Below are 24,170 nucleotides of genomic sequence, written 5' to 3'. Positions count from 1 at the left end.
GCTGATATGTCTGTAGGAACCAACTTTAATCCTCGTAGATTTCATAAATCACAGTTAAAATTCTATTTATTCTTAGGTCCATTTGCCGTCTTTATGGCACTACCGATTGTGTACATCTTCTCGACTGCATTTAAACCAATTGATGAACTATTCGCATTCCCACCACGGTTCTTTGTTCGTCGTCCGACCATTGAGAACTTCCGGGATATCTTTAGTTTTGTCGAATATGGATTACCAGTTGCCCGGTACTTCATGAACAGTGTCATCGTGACGTTGTTCGTTGTGGGACTAAGTGTTTTACTGAGTACCATGGCAGGATACGTATTATCCAAGAAAACATTTAAGGGACAGAAGTTTATTTTTGAAGTAAACAAAATTGCCTTAATGTTTGTTGCTGTTGCCGTTACGATTCCACGTTTCTTAGTCATAAGTAATATTGGAATTATTGATACAATGGCTGCCCATGTGTTGCCGATGATTGCGATTCCGGTTGGGTTGTTCTTGGTAAAACAGTTTATTGATCAAGTACCGGATGAACTGATTGATGCCGCCAAAGTCGATGGTGCTGGAGACGTATACATCCTATCAAAAATCGTTTTCCCACTGGTTCGTCCTGCGGTTGCGACAATTGCGATACTCAGTTTCCAAGCAACGTGGAATAATACCGTTACATCTACGATTTACGTTAATGATGAATTAAAACAAACGTTTGCCTTTTACATGTCAACACTCACCAACATTAGCAATAGTGTTGCTGCTGCGGGATTAGGTGCTGCCGCAACGTTGATTATGTTTGTCCCGAACCTTGTGATTTTCATGTTCTTGCAAAGTAAAGTCATGAACACAATGGCTCATTCAGGTCTGAAATAATGCGCCTCTTACGTCGTAGTTTACTGATTGTATTGTTTCTGCTTCTGTTGCAAGCACCCAGAGCCATTCAAGCAGATACGCCGATTCAATACATACCGTATCGAACCTATACAATTGGACTCGAGTCCAGTTTGGTTCGAACGGCCACAGCGTATGAAGGAACGTTTATCTTAAATGAGGGATTTTCAGCCCCTCAAGATATCTTTATCTTAGATGATGTTGTCTACATTGCCGATACGGGTAATGGTCGGATTTACATGTACAATCAAGAAACCCGGGAACACTCGGAACTAACCCATGAACTTCTCGCGGAACCAACGGGGATTTTCCTGACCGATGAAGGGGAGTTGTTTATCGCTGATGCAGCGACGGATCTCGTCTTACATTTTGATGCGGATCTCCAATTTGTTCGCTCGATTGGTCGTCCTGATGAACCATTGTTTGGGACCGAATTAGAAGCTCCGTACGAACCCTATAAAGTCGCCGTTGATGAACGGGGATACATCTATGTCATTACTGAGGGTGGATCCAACGGTATTATTCAGATGGATGCGAATGGGGATTTCTTGGGATACTTTGGAATCAATGATGTGACGATTTCGTTGCAACTCTTAATCAATCGTGCATTGATGAGTGAGGAACAACGGGAAAAATTCGCATCTTTACGACCCAAACCTGCAACAAATATGGCAATTGATACCAAAGGATTGCTGTATACGATTACTCGGAATGAGTACGTAACACCATTGAAAAAGTTGAATATTGAAGGAAACAATATATTAACAGAATATCAATTTATGGATCCCAACTATCAAGACATTACGATTGATGGCGACGGTAACATCTATACCGTTAGTAGCGGTGAGGATGTCCGCACCGTTATCAGCGTCTTTGATAGTTTTGGGAACTTGTTATTTACCTTTGGTCGTCAAGAAGTGAATAGTCTCCGTAATGGAGAATTTGAACTGGCTACTGGAGTTGCGGTGGATAATCGTGGTGATGTGTGGGTCTTAGATGGCCAAGCCAATAATGTTCAAGTCTTTAGTAAAACCGAGTTTGCGAATTTGGTATTGTCAGCAATTGAAATGTATAAAACCGGACAGTACGAACAGTCGGAAATCCTATTCAAAGAAATCATACGTCAAAATTCATTGTTCGCCATTGCGCATTCACGTTTAGGTAAGATTTATGAACGGAATGAAGAGTTTGAATTATCATTAGAAAGTTATCGCATTGCCAATAATAAAGAGGGCTATTCCAATGCTTATTGGGAGATTCGTGATGCGTGGATTTCAGCATGGATAATGCCGATTGTGATAACTTTTATTGTACTGTATGCTGGCGTTCGTATCTTTGATAAAACGAGATATAAAGATCGATACGTCGCCTGGAAACAGGAACTTCATGAAAAACTACTGCAGTATGAATTATACAACGAACTCCGGTTGCAGTTAAGTGTGTTAAAACATCCAATTGAAGCGGTCTATCACATTAAGTATAAACAGCGATATAGGCTTCGTACAGCGGTTGGTATGTATGTGATATTTATCTTACTAAATATCCTTTCTAACTATTATATTCGCGGATATTTATTCAAAAATACGTTTGCGGATTTGGTGTTTAGTTATGAACTTCTTAAATGGAGTGTGCCGGTACTGTTGTTTGGTGTTGCCAACTACTTGGTAAGTACGCTTCAAAATGGAGAAGCATTCTATCGTGATATCTTTATTGGATTTGTCTTTGCTTTAACACCGATTTTCTTGTTTAAAATACCAATCGATATCTTAAGTAATGTTTTAACCTATAACGAAGCCTTTGTCTTCCAGTTCTCCAACTTGATTATGATGGGGTATAGTATTGTCTTGCTCCTCGTGATGATCAAAGAATTGAACAACTTTAAATACGGTGAGTTGTTTGTCAATATCTTCTTAACATTCTTCGTGATGATTATTGCGATTATTCTATATCTGATTGTTAGTATCTTACTATCTCAACTATTTGAGTTCATCTTTGATATCTTTAGGGAGGTGTTTATCGTATGATTCGACAACGTATGGTTACATTGATCGCGTTTGGTATGGTTGTATTATTGTTCTTCGCGAACTCTGTTGAAGCGGCTGCGGATGATCCGTACACATTCTTAGAGCAGGGAACAACCCTGATTGATTCGAACTTATTTACCCAATTGGAAGATTATACCCCGTATGAACAAGGTGTTGTCAACATGGATGATTTTGACATGGTATTGGACAACAACAATTATGAAATGTACTTAAATCCTGATGGACTTGCGGTACGATTCGTTGATAAAGATACCGGGTTTGTCTGGGCGTCCGACGTTATCAATATTGATGATTATGAACTATCTGGTTCCTGGCGTCGGCGTATATTAAGTAGTATTTATATTGATTACATCGATGAGGAAAACCGTCCTCAAGGGACTTCGTTACTTCATCGTCGTAGTAGTGAAAACCCGGAAGTGGATTATACCATTTCGGGAAACACGATTCACTTTGAAGTGGATTTTGAAGAAGAAGAATTCTATCTCGAGTATTCCATCGAGTTGTTTGAGGATGGATTTGACGTCTTTATGGATACAGAAAAGGTGGATGAATATGGCGTTAATAAAATCACTAAAATTACCTTCTTTGAATTCTTAGGTAGTTCTTATGAAGATGATATTCCGGGATATATGTTTGTCCCATCGGGGAATGGAGCATTGATTCGTTTTACCGAATCGTCCCCAGTAAACAGTACGTATGTGGCGCGGTATTATTCACAAGATAAATACCGTGAGATTTCATCTCATGATACCATGTTGAACTATCCACTATTTGGTAGTGTCTATGGCGTTAATGAGAATGGCTTTTTAGCAATCATTGAAGAGGGTAGTGAATATACTCAGTATAACTACAAACCACCAACGTTCCAAGCGGAATTCCATTTGGCTTCGGCGATCTTCTTACTGCGTGAAAACTATATACAAAACGTTAGTGGTGGGAATAGTGTCACCATATATGAGAAGGATATCAAAGATTACAATCCACATGTATCATTCCATTTCTTGAAAGAAGATCAAGCGAATTATGTGGGTATGGCCAATGTCTTTAAAGATTATCTTATCGAAGAAAGTATTTTAACAACAAGAACCAGTGGTGAACCATCGATTCATATCGATGTGTTAGCCAAAGAATATGAACAAGGTTTATTGTTTAAAAACAACTATATTATGACCTCGACGAATGCTTTATTAGATATAAACAAAGACCTTGTTAGTAATGGTGTTGACAATATTGTGTACTCCATGCGTGGCTACAACAAGGGTGGATACAGCGATCGTTCATTTGATAATTATGCCTTTGATCGTCAAGTTGGACGAGCATCAGATTTGAAAAATCTTGATGTCCTCTTCTACTACGATCCAACGGTACATTATACCGATAGTTCGGTAGTTCCTAGACATACCCTACAACTAATCAATATGACACCTGCACAAGTCGGTATTCAACGGGGAGAGTACTTCCAATACTATGTCGATATTGATGCGTTTCGTGAGGAATTCCCAAAAGCAATGGATCGCTTGAATGAGTATGGTGGAGTATTACTTGATGGTATTTCCAATAACATCAATACCAAAGAAGGGATGTCTCGGAAAGAGGTTATTGCCTTATACGATGAGTTGGTCTTTAAACCGATGCCACAAATACGACCCAATTACTACATGTGGGACAATACGTCGCTGTATTTCCAAAGTGCACTGTATCACAACCGGAGTCGTTTCTTTACCGATAGTGTTCCGTTTGAACAAATCATCTTGAGTGGGTATATGCCGATGTATTCCCAATATCTTAATTTCAGTCCAAACATTAATATCGATTTATTACGATTGATTGATTTTGGTGTTTATCCTGCGTTCTTAATTACCGATCAACCGAGTCACTTACTATCGAAAACGATGAGTAGTGAGTTATATGCGACCTACTATGGGAACTTGAACAACTACATCTATGCAACCTACGACAAGATTAGTGATGCGTTCATGTATACCGCTGGTGAAGAGATTGTCGGTCGTGAAGTACTGGCTCAAGGGGTTGTGAAAGTAACCTATAGCAATGATGTCGTCATTTACGTGAACTATTCAAACGATGACTATACCACCGGTAATCAGGTGACGATTGAAGCACTTGATTACAAGGTTGAAAGGTGAGTGATCGTATGAAAAAATCACGAATTTCAATGAAGACACGGGAGAACTTACTTGGGTATGGATTTATATCCCTATGGATTATTGGGTTTGCTGTGTTCACGTTCTACCCAATAATCTATTCGTTCTTCTTAAGTTTAAACTTTGTCAGTATTCCAACCTCTGGAATTGAACTGGAGTATGTTGGGTTTGCGAATTATAAGCAAGCATTTGTTGTCGACCGGGTGATGATTTTAGCCCTGTGGGAATTTATCAAAGATGCGATGTTGATGATTGTTATTATCAACGTGTTTGCTCTGATCTTTGCCCTGGTTTTAAATACCAATTTAAAAGGAAAAGGATTCTTCCGAACCATCTTCTTCCTACCGGTTGTTATTGTTAGTGGGCCGGTTATGGCGGAACTTGTTGGTAAAGGAGCGATCATCTTACCAGGAATTGAACAGTATCAAGTTATTCAAATCTTTAGTGAGATTTTCGGTCGTCAATTTGGTTCGATTATCGTCCAAGTGTTTAATAATTTAATTTACATGTTCTGGTTCTCCGGAGTTCAGATTATTGTTTACTTAGTAATCTTGCAGAAAATGAATAAAGAGATCTACGAAGCCAGTGAGATTGACGGAGCGAGTCCATGGGAACAATTCTGGAAAGTAACGCTTCCGTTCTTAAAACCGATTATCTTAATCAATATGATTTATACGCTTGTACTACTTGCCGGTTTTGCCGATAATAACGTGATTATCATTATCAAGAATTACATGTTTAATTTCACCGATGAGTTTGCTGGATTTGGATTTAGTGCTGCTCTTGTGTGGATCTATTTCGGAGCACTCGCACTGATTGTTATCTTCTTCTTCCTGTTGTTCTTTATTCGTAAACCAGGAAAAGTCAAAATCACGTTGGACCGGACATACTATGCGTTTGATATGATGCGTTATGACGTAAAAAAAGACTGGTTCCATACCAATCCGAAAGTACAGTCGGTGAGAAAACGACTGGTTGGACGGAAAGGAACGGATGGCATTGTCTTTCGGGTGTTTGTCTATCTCTTGATTATCTCCGTAGGATTCACATTCCTCTATCCGTTTATCTATCTCGGATTAATCAGTCTCCAGTCCCCACAAGATGTCCTCAATAGCAGTGTTGGATTAATTCCTTCCGAAATCTATTTAGAAAACTACACGAAAGCATTTAAAACGATTGGGTTCTGGAATGCATTGCAGGAGTCGGTCACAATTGCCTTGTTACCATCTCTAGCTCAAGTATTTTCAACCGCATTGATTGGGTATGGACTAAGTCGATTCAACTTTAAATTTAAAAATATTGTCATTGTCTTAATTCTGTTTACTTTTATCATTCCGGCACCTGTCCTAATGATTCCAACGTACTTGATGTATCGTGATCTCGGAATCTTAGGCGACATAGGTGTATTTGTCTACCCTGCGTTATTTGGACAAGGAATTCGATCGACGATCTTTATTATGATTTTCTATCAATTCTTCAACATGATTCCAAAAGTTCTTGATGAGGCTGCGTTGGTGGATGGAGCTGGACCGTTACAAGTGTTCTTCCGGATTGCGATTCCACTAGCTGTTCCATCGTTGATTGTCGTCTTCTTGTTTAGTTTTGTGTGGTACTGGAATGAAACGTACCTAACAAGTTTATACATGGAAGATGCACGAACCTTGCCGATTCAATTAAGTCGATTTGCGGCGAGTTTCCGAGAGCAGTTCGGTAATGTGGATACCAATGGTGCCGAATTTGAAGATGAACTAAATGAAGCGATATACATGGCGGGTACACTGGTTAGTGTCCTCCCATTACTACTACTATATTTCGGATTACAACGTTGGTTTGTTGAAGGCGTCGACCGTTCCGGAATTACAGGAGAATAACTATGAAAAAAATTACAATAATAGCAACCCTCTTCATTGTCCTTTTCCTCAGTGCCTGCACCAAGGCTGAACCACTGCCAGAATGTGCGGCCAATGAGGTCTTACAAGGAGAACAATGTGTTCGGGTATATACCGAAGACGAGCAACGAATATTACAAGAAATGGAAGCGAGTTTTAATTTCTTTTGGGAACTTGCGAACACCAATGAAGACAGTGGTGGATATGGTTTAATTAACGACCGTTATCCCAACAATCCCAATTTATCCAGTATCGCTAGTGTTGGTTTTGGCCTCGCAGCGATTCCTATTGGTGTGGAATACGGATGGATCACCCATGAAGAAGGGGAAGAACGTGTTATAAAAACGTTGGAAACCTTCGAGAACTTAGATAACTATTCGGGCTTCTTCTACCACTTCTTAAATAAAGCAACCGGAGAACGTGCCGGAACATCCGAAGTATCCGTAATTGATACAGCGTTGTTTATCGCTGGTGCGATTACCGCTGGTGAGTATTTTGGTGGAACAGCGAAAACCAAAGCCGATGGTTTATACGCTGAGATTGATTGGACCTGGTACATCGATCCTTCAAATGATCAGTTCTATATGGGCTATCGTCCTGAGAGTGGTTTTGCGGGACATTGGGATTTCTACGCGGAACAATTGATTCTCTATGTCTTAGGTGCAGGAACACCGACCGAAGAGTATCGTATCGACAAAACCGTATACGATGCGTTTATTCGTCACAATGAAAATTATGGCGACGGAGAGGTGTTTATCCACAGCTGGTTTGGAAGCTTGTTTACCTATCAGTTCAGTCATGCATTTGTGGACTTTCGTAATACCGAAGATGCCGATGGTGTGAACTGGTTTGAAAACAGTATTCATGCAACACTTGCCAATCGTAACTATGCCATTGATCATAACGATGAGTTCAGTACCTTTGGCGAAAATTCCTGGGGGATGACAGCTTCCGATGGACCAAGTGGTTACAGTGGAAAATATGGGGCTGCACCATCTGGATACAATAATGCCTCTCACTTAAATGATGGAACAATTCCACCCGCAGGTGCCTTAGGCAGTATCGTCTTTACTCCAGAAGAAACCATTGCAGCAATGAATTACTTCTATACCATCGAGGGATTAATTGGTGATTATGGATTCAAAGATGCCTATAATTTTGATATTGGCACGGAAGTGTGGATTGCTGAGGATAGTCTCGGTATCGATAAAGGTGTTACCGTATTGATGTTATCCAACTATCTCGACGAAACAACATGGACCTACTTCATGCAAAGTGAATATGTTCAAAACGGAATGGAACGAATTGAAATCACCCCGATTACAGCTGAGGAATAATACATAAGGAGCTTTATCATGCGCAGTAAAGAAACAATATTAGAAGAGATGAAACACATATCCCGCGACCCCTTACCAAAGCGTTCAGACGCGTCAATTAAGAAGGATGTGGAGTCGTTATTAAAACGGATGAATCTACAAGAAAAAATCGGACAAATGTACTTGTCGGCTTTTAGTCATGAATTTGCATTTGGTCCAGATTTTGAGAAAAACAATTCCTTTCAGTTAATTCGTGATGGACTAGCGGGTAACTTTGTTGGTACATATGACAATGAAATTGCCTATGAATTACAACGAACCGCAGTACACGAAACGCGACTAGGTATTCCCTTGATTTTCATGAATGACATCATTCATGGATGCCGGACAGGCTTCCCAATTAATCTAGCCTTAAGTGGGACCTTTAATCCACAGTTGATACAACAAGCAAGTGAAATCATTGCATATGAATCCAGTCATAGTGGTACGAGTTTAACGTTCAGTCCAATGCTTGATATCGTCCAAGACCCTCGTTGGGGACGCGTGATGGAATCTCCTGGGGAAGATCCTTTTTTAGCAAGTGAAATGGCGAAGGCCTATGTCAAAGGGTTCCAACAAGATAACTTGTTATCCTACGATACAATGGCATCTTGTCTCAAACACTTTGTCGGTTATGGTAAGAGTGAAGCCGGACGGGATTATAATACTGTAGATATGTCCGAACGTATGTTACGTCAAGTATATCTGCAACCATTTAAAGCGGGTTTAGAAGCAGGTGCGTCCATGATTATGAGTGGCTTTAATCTGTACGACGGGGTTCCTGTAAGTGCCAACGCCTTTCTTCTGCGGACGATTCTCCGTGATGAATACAAATTCGATGGTGTGACGATATCCGACTATGCATCGACGACTGAAGTTGTTGAACATAAACTCGCAACCACAAAAAAAGACGCGGCAAAATTATGCGTCAAAGCCGGTCTTAATATGGAGATTATCTCGTCTTCCTATATTGATCATTTGGACTCCATTGTTGAGGAGGATCCAGAGTTTGAAACATATATAGATGAAGCCGTGCGATACATTCTAACGCTAAAATATCGGTTAGGATTATTTGATAATCCCTATAAGAATTTATACCCGAATTTTGAAGAGTATTACCTTCAACCTCGTGCACTAGAACATGCGCTAAAGGTAGCTGAAGAGAGCCTTGTGTTGCTAGAGAACAATGGGGTTTTACCACTTAAGAAAGACAAAAAAATTGCTCTGATTGGTCCATTTGCAGCGAGTCATCATGTTGTTGGTGGTTGGGGTGGAAAAGCACGAAATGAAGATACCGTTACGTTACTGGATGCCTTACAAGAATCTGGTGCAAATGTGAATTATGCCGAAGGTTGTTCCATCAAAGAGATAGCCAATGAACAACTTGAAGAAGCATTGGATGTTGCATCTACGTCAGATGTGATTGTTCTAGCGTTTGGGGAACATCAGTGGGAAAGTGGCGAAGCCTCTTCAAAAACCATTTTGGATGTTTACGATGCACAGCTCACATTAGCCAAAGAGCTAAAAACACTTGAGAAACCAATTATTGCGATTCTATTTAGTGGACGACCCTTACTAATTAATTGGTATGCAATGAACTGCGATGCGTTAATCAATAGCTGGTTCTTAGGTACAATGAGTGGTCCTGCTCTGACAAATACACTGTTTGGTGACAATAATCCAAGTGGTCGTTTGGCAATGTCGTTTCCACGAAGTGTCGGACAAATTCCTGTCTACTACAATCATTTCCCTACCGGTAGACCAGCAAAAGATCCAAACAATTACTATACATCAAAGTACTTGGATTCTCCCAATACTCCACTGTATTCGTTTGGATATGGATTATCCTACTCCACATTTGAATATTCCAATTATCGTGTATCACAAGACACCCTTCGTGAAGGCGAACAATTAACCGTTTCTTGCACAGTGTCAAACACGTCGAACTATGATGGGTATGATGTCCTACAACTCTATATTGAGGCGGAATCATTTAGTGTCAGTCGTCCAGTATTGGAGTTGAAACAGTTTAAAAAAGTGTTTATCAAAGCCCATACATCGTTAGAAGTTACCCTCCAACTACCCTATGAATCATTATCTTATTATAATATCGACATGAACGATGTTGTCGAACAACGTCGTTATCATATACTGCTTGGTCGTGCATCCAATGCCATTCATTTCCAAGCGACAATTGCCACAAAATAGAGGTGAACGTTATGAGTACTATTAATACAACCCCGGTAGGTATCGGACGACTGCAGTTTCACATGCTACCGTCAGGATACATCCATAAAATCAATTATGAACAAAAAATGATCAATCAACTTCGAGGTACCAATTTGGATGGACAGGCATCGAATCTGTACCTGCGAATCCATACAAATGGTGGCTATCAAAGCAAACGATTGTTACATCATTCGATGCGAATCACACACGACAAAAACCACGTCAAATACGAAGGTATTGTATTTGGTCTGGACGTAACGGTCGTATTAACCATTACCGAACAGACATGGTTTTATACCGTGAATGTGACAAATCCTTTAGATGAGGATATTATCTATGATGTCTTTTATGTTCAGGATATTGGGATTAAGCACGAAGGTGCCATTCGCAATAATGAAGCGTACAACTCCCAATACATTGATCATTCTGTGTATCCATCACCCAACGGTTACGCCATTTGTTCATTGCAAAATCAAGGGGCAAAGGAATATCTTCAACTGGGTAGTTTAACACCGGTTATTGGGTATGCAACGGATGGGTATCAGTTCTATGGATTATCCTATAAAACGACCAATATTCCCGAAGCATTATTACACGATCATTTACCGAATGAAGTATATCAGTTTGAACATGCGTGTGGTTCGTTACAAACGGCTAAACATCTACTGGTTCCAAAGGATACCATACAAGATGTATTTTATGGTCATTTCGTTAATCGCTATCACGATCGCGTAACGAACTTGGAATACGTTGATGAGATTGCTGAGCGCTATAACTCGGTATCACATCAGTTACAGGAACCAAAAGAACTTGGTATTACGTACTATGAAAGCCTCGATCATGTATATGCATCGCCAGCGATATCAATCGACGACATTGAACAACTCTATCCCAACCAGATCCAAGAAGAATGGATCGAGGGACAATTGGTATCCTTCTTTGATCGTGATGGAGCTCATATTGTCCTTGGGGAAAAAGAACACCATGTCGAACGATCCCATGGTCATATCTTATTAAATGGAAACAATCAGTATGTTCGGGAGGATGTATACGCATCAACCAACTACATCTATGGATTGTTTAGTTCTCAAGTTGTGATTGGGAATACCTCGTTTAATCGGTTTATCAGCAATGCACGTAATGGCCTAAACATTGCCAAAACCAGTGGCCAACGAATTCTCATTAAACGACATGGAGAATATCAATTACTAACGATGCCTGCGGTCTATGAGATGGGATACAACTATGCGAAATGGTTGTATAAAATCGATGATGATATGCTTACAATCACCTCCTACATCGGTTTGGATGGTGCATGGTTGAATCTTACTATCGTATCGGAAAAAATGCGTCAATATGAGATTGCGGTATTACATCAAGTCGTTATGGGTTCCGAAGAATTCGGACAACCATTCCATAAAGAAATCCATGATAATGTATGTACGTTCACCTTGGATGAACACAGTTTTACGTATCAAAAATATCCAGAACTAACGTATGATTTGATTGTCGATGCAGAGACGGTTGTATTTACCGATGAGTCCTTCTTTATCGAACCCGCATCGTACGAAGCCCAAACCATTGTGTTGGCAAGCGGACATTCGATGCGAATTACGATTCAAGCACGACTTAATCATTCGTCTTTAGTAACGAAGGTTGGATCGTTCTCTGCGGAAAAACAACGGTTTATAGAACATTACAACGACCTGAGTCGCAATATGCGATTATCACTACCAACCGACCATCATGAATATCATAATGTGGAGAAAATGAATCTTCTTATCCGATGGTACTGGCATGATGCCTTAATTCACTACGCTTCACCACACGGTTTGGAACAATACGGTGGAGCCGCATGGGGAACAAGGGATGTTTGTCAAGGACCATTTGAGCTGTTCTTCGCTGCTGGACATTATGATGTCTTACGTCATATGTTACTGAAAATCTTTTCCCATCAACATCTGGAAACTGGAAGTTGGCCACAGTGGTTCATGTTTGATCGTTACTCATCCATTCAAGCGGGTGATGCCCACGGAGATATCATTGTATGGCCGTTACGCAGTTTAGCTCTTTACTTACAAGCGACCGGTGATGTGTCGATTCTAGAGGAACACGTACCGTATACAACAAAAAATGGATTCACCTTTACAACCGAAACCTCATCCCTATTTGAGCATGTCAAAACCGAAGTTCAATACATCGAAGATAACCTTATTGAAGGAACGGCATTAAGTTGTTATGGCGATGGGGACTGGGATGATACCTTGCAACCGGCCAATCCCGAATTACGGAAAAAAATGGTGAGCGGTTGGACGACCGCGTTAACCTATGAAGCATTCACATTGTTCGCCGAAACAATCAAAACAGTGGATTCTGATTATACTAACTATCTTCAAGAATTTGCCAAAAACATTAAGATGGATTACAATCGCTACGTGATTAAGGACCAGGTTCCTGCGGGGTTCTTATACATTGATGAAGGTCAAATAACCTATATGATTCACCCCGATGATGATGTGACGAATATGAAGTATCGTCTACTTCCGATGAACCGTGGAATCATTGGTGAGATGTTTGATCAAGAACAAGCCCAACACATGAATCAATTGATTCTGAATCACTTAACCCATCCCGATGGTGTCCGATTAATGAATCGTACCATCCCGTATAAAGGCGGATTAAACACCTACTTTAAACGTGCGGAAACCAGTGCTTGTTTCGGAAGAGAAATTGGATTACAGTATGTCCATGCCCACATTCGCTACATTGAAGCAATGGCGAAGTTTGGTAACAAAGAAGCGGCGTATAACGGACTCTTCAAAATCAATCCAATCAATATAACGGATACGGTTAGCAATGCAATGCCACGTCAGGCAAACGCGTATTTCAGTAGTAGTGACGGACACTTCCTAACCCGTTATCAAGCGATGGACGAGTTTGATAAACTATATACCGGAGACATCGGTGTAAAAGGTGGTTGGCGTGTCTACTCCAGTGGGCCTGGAATCTATCTTAATCAACTGATTGGCTCCACATTAGGTATACGAGAAACACAAAATAGTTTGCAATTTGATCCACAAATTCCATCGGATCTTGATGGTTTGGAAGTAACGTATCAATCCCAACAAGCTACATTCACGCTCAAGTATCATTTACAAGCTGAAGATTATTCCATCACTTCTGTTTACCTAAATGGACAAGAAGTGCCATTTACACGATTACAAAATCCGTACCGCATGGGCGGTATTGCCATTGATAAAGAGTTATTTAACGATGGTAAAAAAGATTATATAATAGACCTATATACCATGTAAGGAGGGACATGTATGGTAACGATAAAAGATGTCGCGAAAGCAAGTGGATACAGTGTATCTACGGTATCCTATGCACTAAATGATTCCGACAACATCCCCCAAGTGACAAAGGACAAAATTTGGGCGGTAGCGAAAAAATTGAAATACTATCCTAACGCTGCAGCGCGGAACTTAAAAAACAAATCGACAAACAATATTGGATTCTTCATTTCTGGATTTACCGGACCGGTATATCATAAAATCTATGATGGTGTTGCGAGCGTCATCAACAACAGTAAATATCACTTAATCCTATCATTTAGCCAAAATGCGAAACGGATGATTCGGGAACGTCAAATTGATGCGGCAATCATTATGTGTCCGCAAGTGGAGGACTCAGTGATTGAACACGCCAATCGTTTGGGTATGCCCGTGTTTGTGTTAGACCGGTTAGATAATGGCGATGAACACACATATTCCCATATGTTGGATTCCTATACAGGAGCAAAATTAGCAACACAACAATTGGTCGACGAAGGCCATCAAACGATTGCCTATTTATCCGGTATTGTTGGTAGTTTTGTCGATGATGAACGCTATCGTGCATTCCATGATGTCATCTCATCGAATGGTTCGATTCAAGAGAAAGTCTACTTTGGTAACTTTACCGAAAGTAGCGGCTATGAACTTGTCCAACAACTCCAAGGCACACTACCATTTGAAGCAATATTCTGTGCCAATGATGAAATGGCGATTGGATTTATCAAAGGATGTATGGAATACGGTATTTCGGTTCCTGAAGATATCAGTGTTATTGGGTTTGATAATGTTGATATTAGCCAATACATCAATGGTGGATTAACGACTATCGATGTAGATCAAGGTAAATGGGGAAGCGAAGTAGCCCAAGATTTACTGGATGTATTGGATGGAAAGCACGTGGATAAACAAAAAGTATGTCCGGTACAATTACACCTTCGAAATACAACGAAAAAGAGGGCATCATGAGTATTACATATCACAAGAAACAGTTTCTAATCGACGGCAAACCAAGACTACTCTTGTTTGCCGAGTTTCATTATTACCGGACATCTCCGGATAAATGGCAAGAAAAAATTGATTTAATCAAAGCAAGTGGCGTTCATGGTATCGCGTCGTATATCCCTTGGTTAATTCATGAATATCACGAGAATGATTTTGATTTTGAGGGTCGTTATCATCCAGAGAATAACCTGATTGGTTTTCTCGATTTGATCGCTCAAAATGATTTATACTTTATCGCTCGTCCTGGGCCTTTTATCATGGCTGAAATGAAAAACGATGGCATCCCATTTTGGGTGTATGAGAAATATCCTGATGTCGTTCCAGTATCCTGGTTTAACAAACCTTCTACTACGGTAACGCTTGATTATTTAGCACCGGACTTCTTACGTCTTTCTAAACGGTACTATTCCAAAGTAATCCCGATTATTTCGAAACATCAATACCCCGAGGGAAATACTCTTGCGATTCAACTCGATAACGAAATTGGTATGTTACCTTGGGTAAGTAATAATCCTGATTTAACCGACAACGTACTCACTGATTTTTATCAATATCTGGTAGATACCTATGATCATCACCTAGGAAAACGGTACTCTTTCATCCATACACCGATGGATGATTTTATAGAACATGTTCGTTTTCCACAGCAAGAATACGTCCATAAGCTGCATCAAGATCTAGGCCAATATAACCGGATTCGATATAGTCGTTATGTTGAATACCTAGCAGACTATGCGACCGAGTACGGGTTTGATAAAGGATTGTTTGTGATTAATATCCACGGTTGTAGTGCAGGACGTGCAGTCCCCTACCCCATTGGTATTTCACAACTCTATCAATCCTATCGAAACAAACCTCGTTTCATCAGCGGTAGTGATCACTATTTAAGAGATGTGGATGTTCCTCATTTTACCGATGCCTATATTTTAAATCGCCTAACGGAAGCTAGTAATGGTGAAGACCAACCTCTAACATCCTTGGAATTTAGTGCCGGGGATGGCGACTATGGGAATAGTTATTCCTCCCGTTATAAAACAAGTCGGATTGATTTTATGACACGGATGTTCGTTGCATTAAACAATCGGATATTGAATTACTATTCATTTGTCGGTGGGAGAAACTATCGTCTAGAAGACAATTTAGATGATGGGAATAATCGGATTGCCACAACTGGTGAAGAACATGGATTTGCTGCTCCGATATCTCCAAATGGAGAGAAGAGTTATACTTGGCTGCGGATGCAAGACGTGATGCATTTAGTCCGTGCTCATGAAAACCATCTTGCGACTCAATCACTCGTGGATGATGGACTAGAGTATGTCTTTGATCCTGATTATTTCATGACGGAATACCATACGCCGAACCTCGACAACGAGATTTTTCACAACTTGGAAATGCATCGTTCATGGGACATGTGGGATAACGTCTTAAAACCGTTACTTCTTTTAAACTATCATTTCAAAGCAACCAATATAAAAGATGATCCGTTAACACCACAATCTGTCTTATTAGTACCATCTGCACGATTTATGTCGCAAGAATCCCAACAAAAGATTGTGAATCACTTGCAACAAGGTGGGAAAATGATCTTGTTTGGGGAAGTTCCTCAGTATGATTTGGAATACAATCCATGTACGTTGATTCAAGATTATTTGGAACTCAAGAATCCCCATTATTTTGAACCAAAAGGCTATCGCTTCCGACCTTCGATTATTGCGAAAAACCTAGCTGAAGGACGCGCGGAACTTCATCGTAACTACTATCAAACATTCTCAGTAGAGAATCCATCAAGCGTCTTTTTTGAAGTCTATCACAACCACCAAGCCTGTGGATTCCATATCAAAAAAGACATGTCTGAATCCATTGTTATTACGACGCGTTATCGTGCGGATTTGGAACTTTATAAACGGTTTATGGACACCCTGGGTGTATCGCGACATATGCACCATGATTACGAGCTGTATCATGGTATCTTTATGGCGAAAACAGTCAATGACGATGGAGTTGAATACAACCACCTTCTAAATTTGGATGATTTTGACAAATCCTTTACATTACATGATGACAAGGAATATCCGATTGTATTAGAGAGCGGACGAGCGTTATTAATGGCGAAAAATTTACCGATATCAACTGATACAACCGTGCTTTATTCAACCAATGAATTGGTCTCTTTTGACTCAAATGAAATTACTATTCAATTGATGGGTCCCTCATTCACAATGGAAATCGAATCGACAAGAAATATTATTTGTGATGATCCCTATGTAGAAATAACAAAACAAGGTACTCATTATGTTGTTCATAAACAACAACGACTATATGATGAAACAGTTGTCAAAATACAGATTCAATAGGTGATTTGAATGAAACGCCCAAACATTGTATTATTTATGCCGGATAGTTTCAGTCAAACAGCACTGGACAATGCAGTAACAAACAACGTTCAATTTCCCAATATTGAACGTCTTTACCGTGATGGTACACGATTTACGAATTGTATTGTTCAGCATCCCGTTTGTACTCCGTCACGTTGTTCATTATTTACAGGAACCTATCCTCATACAAATAGTCATCGGTCGTTAGCGCATCTATTACAACCGAATGAACCACAGTTATTGGAGTATTTAGTTTCCGGTGGATATCGGGTAAATATCATTGGAAAGAACGACCTATTATCCCAAGAACTGATTCAAAAGTATGTTCAAGATCCAGAGGAAAACCGATTTAAACCATCCGCATTTCCTACACCAAAATACCCCGAGGATCATGAAAAATACTACTCATTCCAGTACAACACGTCAAATCATGGTGTATATGAGAGAGATCAATATTTTGTAGATCGTGCAAAAACGTGGATTCATAACCACCAAGAATCACCATATTTCTTATTTGTTCCGATCAATCTACCTCACCCGGGATACTTTTCGAACGAACGGACAGAAAGTATGGTATCACCCCATCAAATTGCACATTTAAAACCGATTATTCGTGACAATAAGCCACTATTTCATCAAGGAATTCGCGATACAAGAAACCTAGAATTATTGGATATGAATGAGCTCAAATACATTCAAGCAACCTACTATAAGATGTGTCTTCAGGTCGATGATTATCTCGGCCAATTACGTGAGGTTCTTGATGATGATACCATCTTCATCTTCACGAGTGATCATGGAGATTATCAAGGTCATTATGGACTTGTTGAAAAATGGCCCAGTTCAGCAGAGGATGATATCATCAAAGTACCGCTTGTAATGTCCGGAGGCGGCATTCCTTTGAATCAGGTTGTAACATCGCCTGTAGAACTATTGGATGTAATGGCCACAATCCTGGATTATAGTGATTGTGAGGCAAACCACCCTCATTTTTCAAAAACGTTGCGACCGTTATTACACAACCCACGTGTTTTCCATAAAGAGTATGTGTTTACCGAGGGAGGATATGATACTAATGAACCGTATATCTTTGAGGGTTCACCAAACGCAAATCCTCGTTCGATTTACTATCCAAAGGGTCTACTACAACAAACCAACCCCGATAGTGTGAGTCGTTTTGTATCGATACGAAGCAAGAATTACAAGTATGTGAAACGATCGCAAGACTTGGATGAACTTTATGATTTACAGAAGGATCCGGATGAATTAATGAATGTCATCGAAGATGAGAACTATAAACCTATCTTAACCACCCTCAAAGAGGCTCTACTGACATGGTATTTGCGAACGTCCGATGTATCGCCAATTAAGAAAGACCCCCGTCATTTTTAAGGAGGTAACTGCATGAATACTTTATCTTTACTCATAAAACCGGCATCAGGACGATGTAACATGCGATGTACATATTGTTTTTACTATGATGTTATGGATCATCGTGAAACCAAGCAGTACGGTATTATGAATGAATCAACGCTTGAAACAATGGTGCAACGAGCCTATGAAAAACCATATGAACATGTTACCTTCATGTTTCAAGGGGGAGAACCGACCGTTGCTGGTCTTGAGTACTATCAAAAACTAGTAGCCTTGGTAGACATCTATAATACGAAAGATGTTCCTACATCTTTTACGATGCAAACCAATGGTACATTGATCACAACAGCATTTGCTAAGTTTCTGAAACAGTATGATTTTCTAATCGGGATCAGTATTGATGGCAGTGAAGCATTGCATAATAAATTTCGTTTAGATGGCAAACATGAAGGATCCTTTAAACAAGTGATGAGAGGGTTACGGTTAATACAACAACACAAGGTCGATTATAATATTTTAACCGTTATTACCGATGAAACCGTGAAACATACAGAAAGTGTATATCGGTATCTTACATCGCTGGGTACGACCTATCTTCAATTTATTCCGTGTATTGATTCCTTTGATCATCGTGTGGAGAACTACACACTTCACAACGACAAATATCAAGAGTTTTTGATTCGTTTATTTAATGTCTGGGAGCGTGATTTTTATAAAGGGAAACGAATTAGTATTCGTTACTTCGATGATATCTTGAAAATCATATTAGGATATCCTGCGGCTTCCTGTACATTGATGGGTCATTGTACAACCCATGTGGTTGTTGAATCGGATGGAAGTGTATATCCATGTGATTTTTATGTCTTAGATGAGTATAAAACTGGTTCAATTGTAGATCAGTCGTTTGAAGAGTTGGTATCCAATCAACAAGCACGATTCTTTATCGAATCCAGTTTTGGCACACATGAAGACTGTATGAGTTGTCCCTACTATCAACTGTGCAAAGGTGGTTGTCGCCGTAACAAAGAACCGTTTGATACCGTCGAACAATCGAAAACTAAATACTGTGAAGCGTACAAAGGATTCTTTAAAGAAACCTTACCACGCATGATTAAGATTGCCGAAGTGGTTCAAAAAGAACTACAAGAAAACAAATACTAAGGAGACTTTTATGAATATCCAAACAATCCAATTACACGACGATCCTGATGTTACATTAACCGCATATATTCAATCCCCTTCAAAAGAAATGCCAGGGGTTCAAATCAAACCAGCAATATTAATTTGCCCTGGTGGTGGATATCATATTTGCAGTGATCGGGAAGCTGAAGTGATTGCCTTAAGCTATCTAAAAGAAGGCTATCAAGCTTTTGTTTTACGGTATAGTTTAATGGAAAAATCACAGTTTCCACAGCCACTACATGATGCGGAAATGGCCTTAACGTTAATCCGAGAACATCATGAAGAATGGTTCTTAGATCCAGATAAAGTAGCTGTCATCGGATTCAGTGCTGGGGCACATTTAGCGACCATGTTAGCGACATCTGGCTCGGTACGACCCAATGCCTTATTGGTTGGGTATCCGACATTAATGCGGAAACCACGATTTGGCGTTGAATATCCGCTTCCTGAAGTCGATGATAAAACACCCGAAGTATTCATCTTTCATACGTTTGATGATGATTTGGTTCCAGTAAAAAATACACTCTATTTAGCCGATCAGTATAACAAACATCATATTCCGTTTGAGGTCCATGTATTTCGCGATGGAAAACACGGACTTTCGCTTGGCAACAAACTAGTTCTAAGCAATCATCCCCATGCGATTGATCCCCATTACCAAAAATGGTTTGACTTGTCGGTAGAATGGTTAGAACGTGTCTTACAACCTTTTGAAAAATAAAAAACGGCTGAAGCCGTTTTTTTATTCGAACCATTCCGCAATTAATGCGTCAATTGTTCCATCTTCTTGTAGTATAGCAATTGCAGTATTGATTTGATCCAAATAGGCAGAGCCTTTGGTAATGGCAATCGCGTTACCAGATGTATCATCTAAATACGATTCAAAACCGACAGTTGCAAGATTGGTATTCACATTTAATATCTCTTCCGAAATTGCATGTTCAACAACTAATACATCAATGTTTCCGGTTAGAATTTCTTGGACAATTGCGGTGTTGTCGGTACGTAGTTCTACCGTGAAATTATATTCGTCTTTTACATTGTCTAAGAATCCAGCTTGTACGGTTCCTGTTTGAGCAGCGACAATTAAACCATCTAAATCATCCAATGTTTCTACAGTGACTTCTGCAGGATCAAAGATTAATACATTGGTTAATCCACTCTCTGCATTGTAGTAAACCGTACAAAAGTCTACTTGTTGTTTCCGATCTTCTGTTGGGGATAATCCGGCAATCGCAATTTCTGCTTGTCCCGTTTCAATACTAGCGATGATACCATCAAAGGATACATCACTCCATTCAATAACGATTCCCATTTCATCGGCGATGGCTTCCATTAATTCAATATCAAATCCGGTTAAATTTCCTTTGGTGTCAACAATCTCGTATGGGGCATACCCACTGGATGTTAAAACAGTTACTTTTTCGACGTCTTCTGCTTGTTCACAAGCTCCTAATAACGTCATCATTCCGATTAATACTATAATGATAAATTCCTTCATTTTTGGTTTCTCCTTATGATAATATTTTGGTTAGAAATTGTTTGGTACGTTCTTGTGTTGGGTGTTCAAAGAACTCTTTGGCCGGTCCATATTCAATAATTTTGCCATCGTCCATATAGATGACTTCATCGGCTACCTCTTTGGCAAATCCCATTTCATGAGTCACAATAATATTGGTTAATCCGGTATGTGCTAACTTTTTAATTTCATCCAGTACTTCGTTCACCATCTCAGGATCGAGCGCACTCGTCGGTTCATCAAACAACATGACATCAGGTTTATGAACCATCGCTCGTGCGAGCGCAACACGTTGTTTCTGACCACCAGAGAGGGTGGCGGGATACTGTTTTATTTTGTCCTGTACATTGACAGTAGTGAGAGCAGTAAGTGCTTGTTTTTGCGCTTCTTCTTTTGATAACTTTTTCACTCTTTTTAAGGCGTAAGCTACGTTTTCAAGCACCGTCATATTACTAAATAAGTTAAACTGTTGGAAGACCATTCCGACTTTCGTCACAAGATCTGTGTGTTTGTATTCATAGATGGATTTATCATCGACATAAATGTCACCTGAATCCATTATCTCGAGTTGATTAATGCATCGTAATAGGGTGCTTTTACCACTACCACTGGCACCAATTATTGCAGTGGTTTTACCAGTTTGAAACGTATGAGATACGTCTTTTAATACGTGTAAATCGCCAAAGTATTTATTGACATTTTTAATGTTGATCATACGCAAGAGTCACCTCCACTTTTCGGCCAACCATCGTCAATATTTTGATCACTACATAGTAGATAATTCCAATGACGATCAATGGTTCAAAATACATATAGGTTTGTGATGTAACGATCTGTTGGCGACGCATCAAATCTTTGATCCCAATCACCGAAACGACAGAGCTCTCTTTCACAAGTGTAATGAACTCATTCATGAGTGCTGGAAAAGAATTCTTAAAGGCAATTGGTAGTATAATGTCTTTGAATGTATGAAACTTACTAATTCCTAGAGCTCTGGCTGCTTCTAATTCTCCTGGATCAACACTATTGATACCCGAACGAATGATTTCACTGATGTACGCTCCGGAATTTAAGCTAAAGGTGATAAATGCGGCGGTTAATGATGCAATGGTAATATCAACGTCAAGCCCCATCATATTGTTTAGAACTCTCTCGGTAATCTGTGGAACAGCAAAATAGATAATCGATAGCTGCAGCAGTAACGGGGTTCCCCGAAATATATCGATATACGCTTTTGCGGCCCATGATGTCGTTGGATGTTTATACGAAATCACAATTAAAATACCAATGATAAAACCAAAGACAGCTGCCACGACTGCAATGAGTAATGTTATGCCTAATCCCCCAAATAGATAGGGAATCCAATCTTTGATTGCATCATATCGAAATAATGTATCCATCAGTACACCTCCTAAACCAATAAAAAAAGTCATCCTTAAAATAAGGACGACTAGTATAATCGCGGTACCACCTTAGTTCATAAAACTACTTGTTTTATGCGCTCAAACCGTTAACGCCGGCAACGTGATTACCTCAAACTTCGATAATCCAACTCCCATGCACGTTCCAATCTATCAACCCACTGTTTTACACCAACCAACAGCTCTCTTTGCGTTTTGATGAAACTGTACTACTCATGTTCTTCGTTTTCCACATTGTCCCACTTTTTAATTGTGAAATCAAGACCTTTTTGCAGTGAAAATGTTTTCATCATATGTTGGCATTACAACTATATATTACATATATAGGCAATCCAAACTTTTTCCAACATAATACGTGATACAGTAGCTGATATATGTACAAACAAAAAATAAAACCGATCCCGAGATCGGTTTATTTTTTATAATCTACATTGGATAAATCAATTTCAAAACGGCATAACCGCTGGCCATCCAGTGGTGTTGTCAGTAGCTTGACATCTAGTTCTTGATCAAATAATACTTCAAATGGATACTTGGCAAATCCACCTGAACAATAACACCACTCTTTCGGAATATCCTCGGTTTCTTGTTTGATATTTTCACGTACAAAACTACAATGACATGCATAATAGCGAGCTAACGTATCATTTTCCGCGTTTAAAAAGTTATTGATGTCATAGGGTATTTTTGTAATGTATAGCTTATCGTCCTTGATGGTTCCTCCGAGAATCTCGGGATTATCTTTGACAAATTCAATGACATCGGGTGTGATGACTTGTTCAAACCAGATTTGGTTGTTGTTATAATAATCGGTTAATTCTTGAACCTTGCGTGCATGTTTGTCTAGTAAATACTCTTTAAAACTAGATGCCTCGTTGTAATACTGTTTTTCCTGATCGAAGCTCTCTTTGGGAATTCCATGATTGTTTCCGGCGAGGATGTGATTACAGGTATCTTGTGGAATGTGTTTGTTCAATATATCTAAAAAACGTTTTGTATAATGGGGCATATCCGTAGAATCAGATAGAAATGGGGGTAGTTCGATATCTTGTAATACCTTGTCTTTTAACTCTTTTGATCCATATAATTCTATGCGATCGACAATGTTTTCCAAGACGCCTAAGGTATTGAAGTATTTCGTCATTTGGATGTAGTGGTCTTTCATATCCACGTAGTAATAATATCGGGCAATGTGAATGACGTTATTGTATTTATTGGCGTTGGTTATAATGAGATGGTTCATATAAGCTTTTAAATCGTCAAGGGTCGATTCTTCAATGTCTTTCTCGATGTAGTGTTCAAAGGCAATAATTGTGTTGATTGATAGCTGAATGGCTTCGTCTTCTTCGCTAAAACGTTTATAGCGTTCCCTAAATATCTCGTGGTTCATT

General features: G+C 39.6%; 16 protein-coding genes and 1 other annotated feature. Of the genes, 12 read left to right on the top strand and 4 right to left on the bottom strand.

Annotated elements, in window-relative coordinates; genetic code table 11:
- The first annotated feature begins 6 nt into the window (after positions 1–6).
- The 12 genes from G4Z02_RS04670 to G4Z02_RS04615 are packed head-to-tail and all read left to right on the top strand — an operon-like array spanning position 7 to position 20,560.
- Positions 7–870 carry a carbohydrate ABC transporter permease gene (locus tag G4Z02_RS04670; RefSeq protein WP_258876832.1) on the top strand — a complete coding sequence of 288 codons (864 nt, stop codon included), beginning with the start codon at positions 7–9 and terminating at the stop codon, positions 868–870.
- Positions 870–2,912, top strand: coding sequence for a hypothetical protein (locus G4Z02_RS04665; protein WP_258878691.1), 2,043 nt, complete (start codon positions 870–872; stop codon positions 2,910–2,912). Before G4Z02_RS04670 ends, G4Z02_RS04665 begins: the two co-directional genes overlap by 1 nt.
- Positions 2,909–5,077 (top strand): DUF5696 domain-containing protein, encoded by a 2,169-nt coding sequence (locus G4Z02_RS04660; protein WP_258878690.1) that lies wholly within the window; start codon positions 2,909–2,911, stop codon positions 5,075–5,077. The genes G4Z02_RS04665 and G4Z02_RS04660 overlap by 4 nt, the downstream gene beginning before the upstream one ends.
- Positions 5,078–5,085: 8 nt before the next feature.
- Positions 5,086–6,966 carry an ABC transporter permease gene (locus tag G4Z02_RS04655; protein WP_258878689.1) on the top strand — a complete coding sequence of 627 codons (1,881 nt, stop codon included), beginning with the start codon at positions 5,086–5,088 and terminating at the stop codon, positions 6,964–6,966.
- Positions 6,967–6,968: 2 nt separating this feature from the next.
- Positions 6,969–8,321: a glucoamylase family protein gene (locus tag G4Z02_RS04650; RefSeq protein WP_258878688.1), complete on the top strand. Its 1,353-nt coding sequence runs from the start codon at positions 6,969–6,971 to the stop codon at positions 8,319–8,321.
- Positions 8,322–8,339: 18 nt separating this feature from the next.
- On the top strand, positions 8,340–10,547 hold the full coding sequence (locus G4Z02_RS04645) for a glycoside hydrolase family 3 N-terminal domain-containing protein (protein WP_258878687.1): 2,208 nt from the start codon (positions 8,340–8,342) through the stop codon (positions 10,545–10,547).
- 11 nt (positions 10,548–10,558) lie between these two features.
- Complete coding sequence (locus tag G4Z02_RS04640) at positions 10,559–13,882, top strand: GH36-type glycosyl hydrolase domain-containing protein (RefSeq protein WP_258878686.1); 3,324 nt, start codon at positions 10,559–10,561, stop codon at positions 13,880–13,882.
- A 12-nt stretch (positions 13,883–13,894) separates the two neighbouring features.
- The gene (locus G4Z02_RS04635; protein ID WP_258878685.1) at positions 13,895–14,869 is read left to right on the top strand and encodes a LacI family DNA-binding transcriptional regulator; all 975 of its coding nucleotides are present in this window, start codon (positions 13,895–13,897) and stop codon (positions 14,867–14,869) included.
- Positions 14,866–17,262 (top strand): beta-galactosidase, encoded by a 2,397-nt coding sequence (locus G4Z02_RS04630; RefSeq protein ID WP_258878684.1) that lies wholly within the window; start codon positions 14,866–14,868, stop codon positions 17,260–17,262. Before G4Z02_RS04635 ends, G4Z02_RS04630 begins: the two co-directional genes overlap by 4 nt.
- A 9-nt stretch (positions 17,263–17,271) precedes the next feature.
- Positions 17,272–18,675, top strand: a complete 1,404-nt coding sequence (locus tag G4Z02_RS04625) for a sulfatase-like hydrolase/transferase (protein WP_258878683.1) — start codon at positions 17,272–17,274, stop codon at positions 18,673–18,675.
- A 12-nt stretch (positions 18,676–18,687) separates the two neighbouring features.
- Positions 18,688–19,818 (top strand): anaerobic sulfatase maturase, encoded by a 1,131-nt coding sequence (locus G4Z02_RS04620; protein ID WP_258878682.1) that lies wholly within the window; start codon positions 18,688–18,690, stop codon positions 19,816–19,818.
- A 10-nt stretch (positions 19,819–19,828) separates the two neighbouring features.
- On the top strand, positions 19,829–20,560 hold the full coding sequence (locus tag G4Z02_RS04615; RefSeq protein WP_258878681.1) for an alpha/beta hydrolase: 732 nt from the start codon (positions 19,829–19,831) through the stop codon (positions 20,558–20,560).
- A 21-nt stretch (positions 20,561–20,581) separates the two neighbouring features.
- Here G4Z02_RS04615 and G4Z02_RS04610 read toward each other — a convergent pair whose 3' ends face one another.
- The 4 genes from G4Z02_RS04610 to G4Z02_RS04595 form a co-directional block, all read right to left on the bottom strand.
- The gene (locus G4Z02_RS04610; protein ID WP_258878680.1) at positions 20,582–21,340 is read right to left on the bottom strand and encodes a transporter substrate-binding domain-containing protein; all 759 of its coding nucleotides are present in this window, start codon (positions 21,338–21,340) and stop codon (positions 20,582–20,584) included.
- Positions 21,341–21,353: 13 nt separating this feature from the next.
- Positions 21,354–22,073 (bottom strand): amino acid ABC transporter ATP-binding protein, encoded by a 720-nt coding sequence (locus G4Z02_RS04605; protein ID WP_258878679.1) that lies wholly within the window; start codon positions 22,071–22,073, stop codon positions 21,354–21,356.
- Positions 22,060–22,758, bottom strand: coding sequence for an amino acid ABC transporter permease (locus tag G4Z02_RS04600; protein WP_258878678.1), 699 nt, complete (start codon positions 22,756–22,758; stop codon positions 22,060–22,062). The genes G4Z02_RS04605 and G4Z02_RS04600 overlap by 14 nt, the downstream gene beginning before the upstream one ends.
- 39 nt (positions 22,759–22,797) lie before the next feature.
- Positions 22,798–23,011: a binding site (T-box leader), on the bottom strand.
- 180 nt (positions 23,012–23,191) lie between these two features.
- A complete protein-coding gene (locus tag G4Z02_RS04595) occupies positions 23,192–24,169 on the bottom strand; it encodes a hypothetical protein (protein ID WP_258878677.1) in 978 nt (325 codons plus the stop codon).
- Between the last annotated feature and the right edge of the window lies 1 nt (position 24,170).

Source organism: Candidatus Xianfuyuplasma coldseepsis (assembly GCF_014023125.1).
GTDB classification, from domain to species: domain Bacteria; phylum Bacillota_I; class Bacilli_A; order Izemoplasmatales; family Izemoplasmataceae; genus Xianfuyuplasma; species Xianfuyuplasma coldseepsis.
The sequence above is the reverse complement of the archived record's forward strand: the minus strand, read 5'-3'. Positions and strand labels throughout refer to the sequence as shown.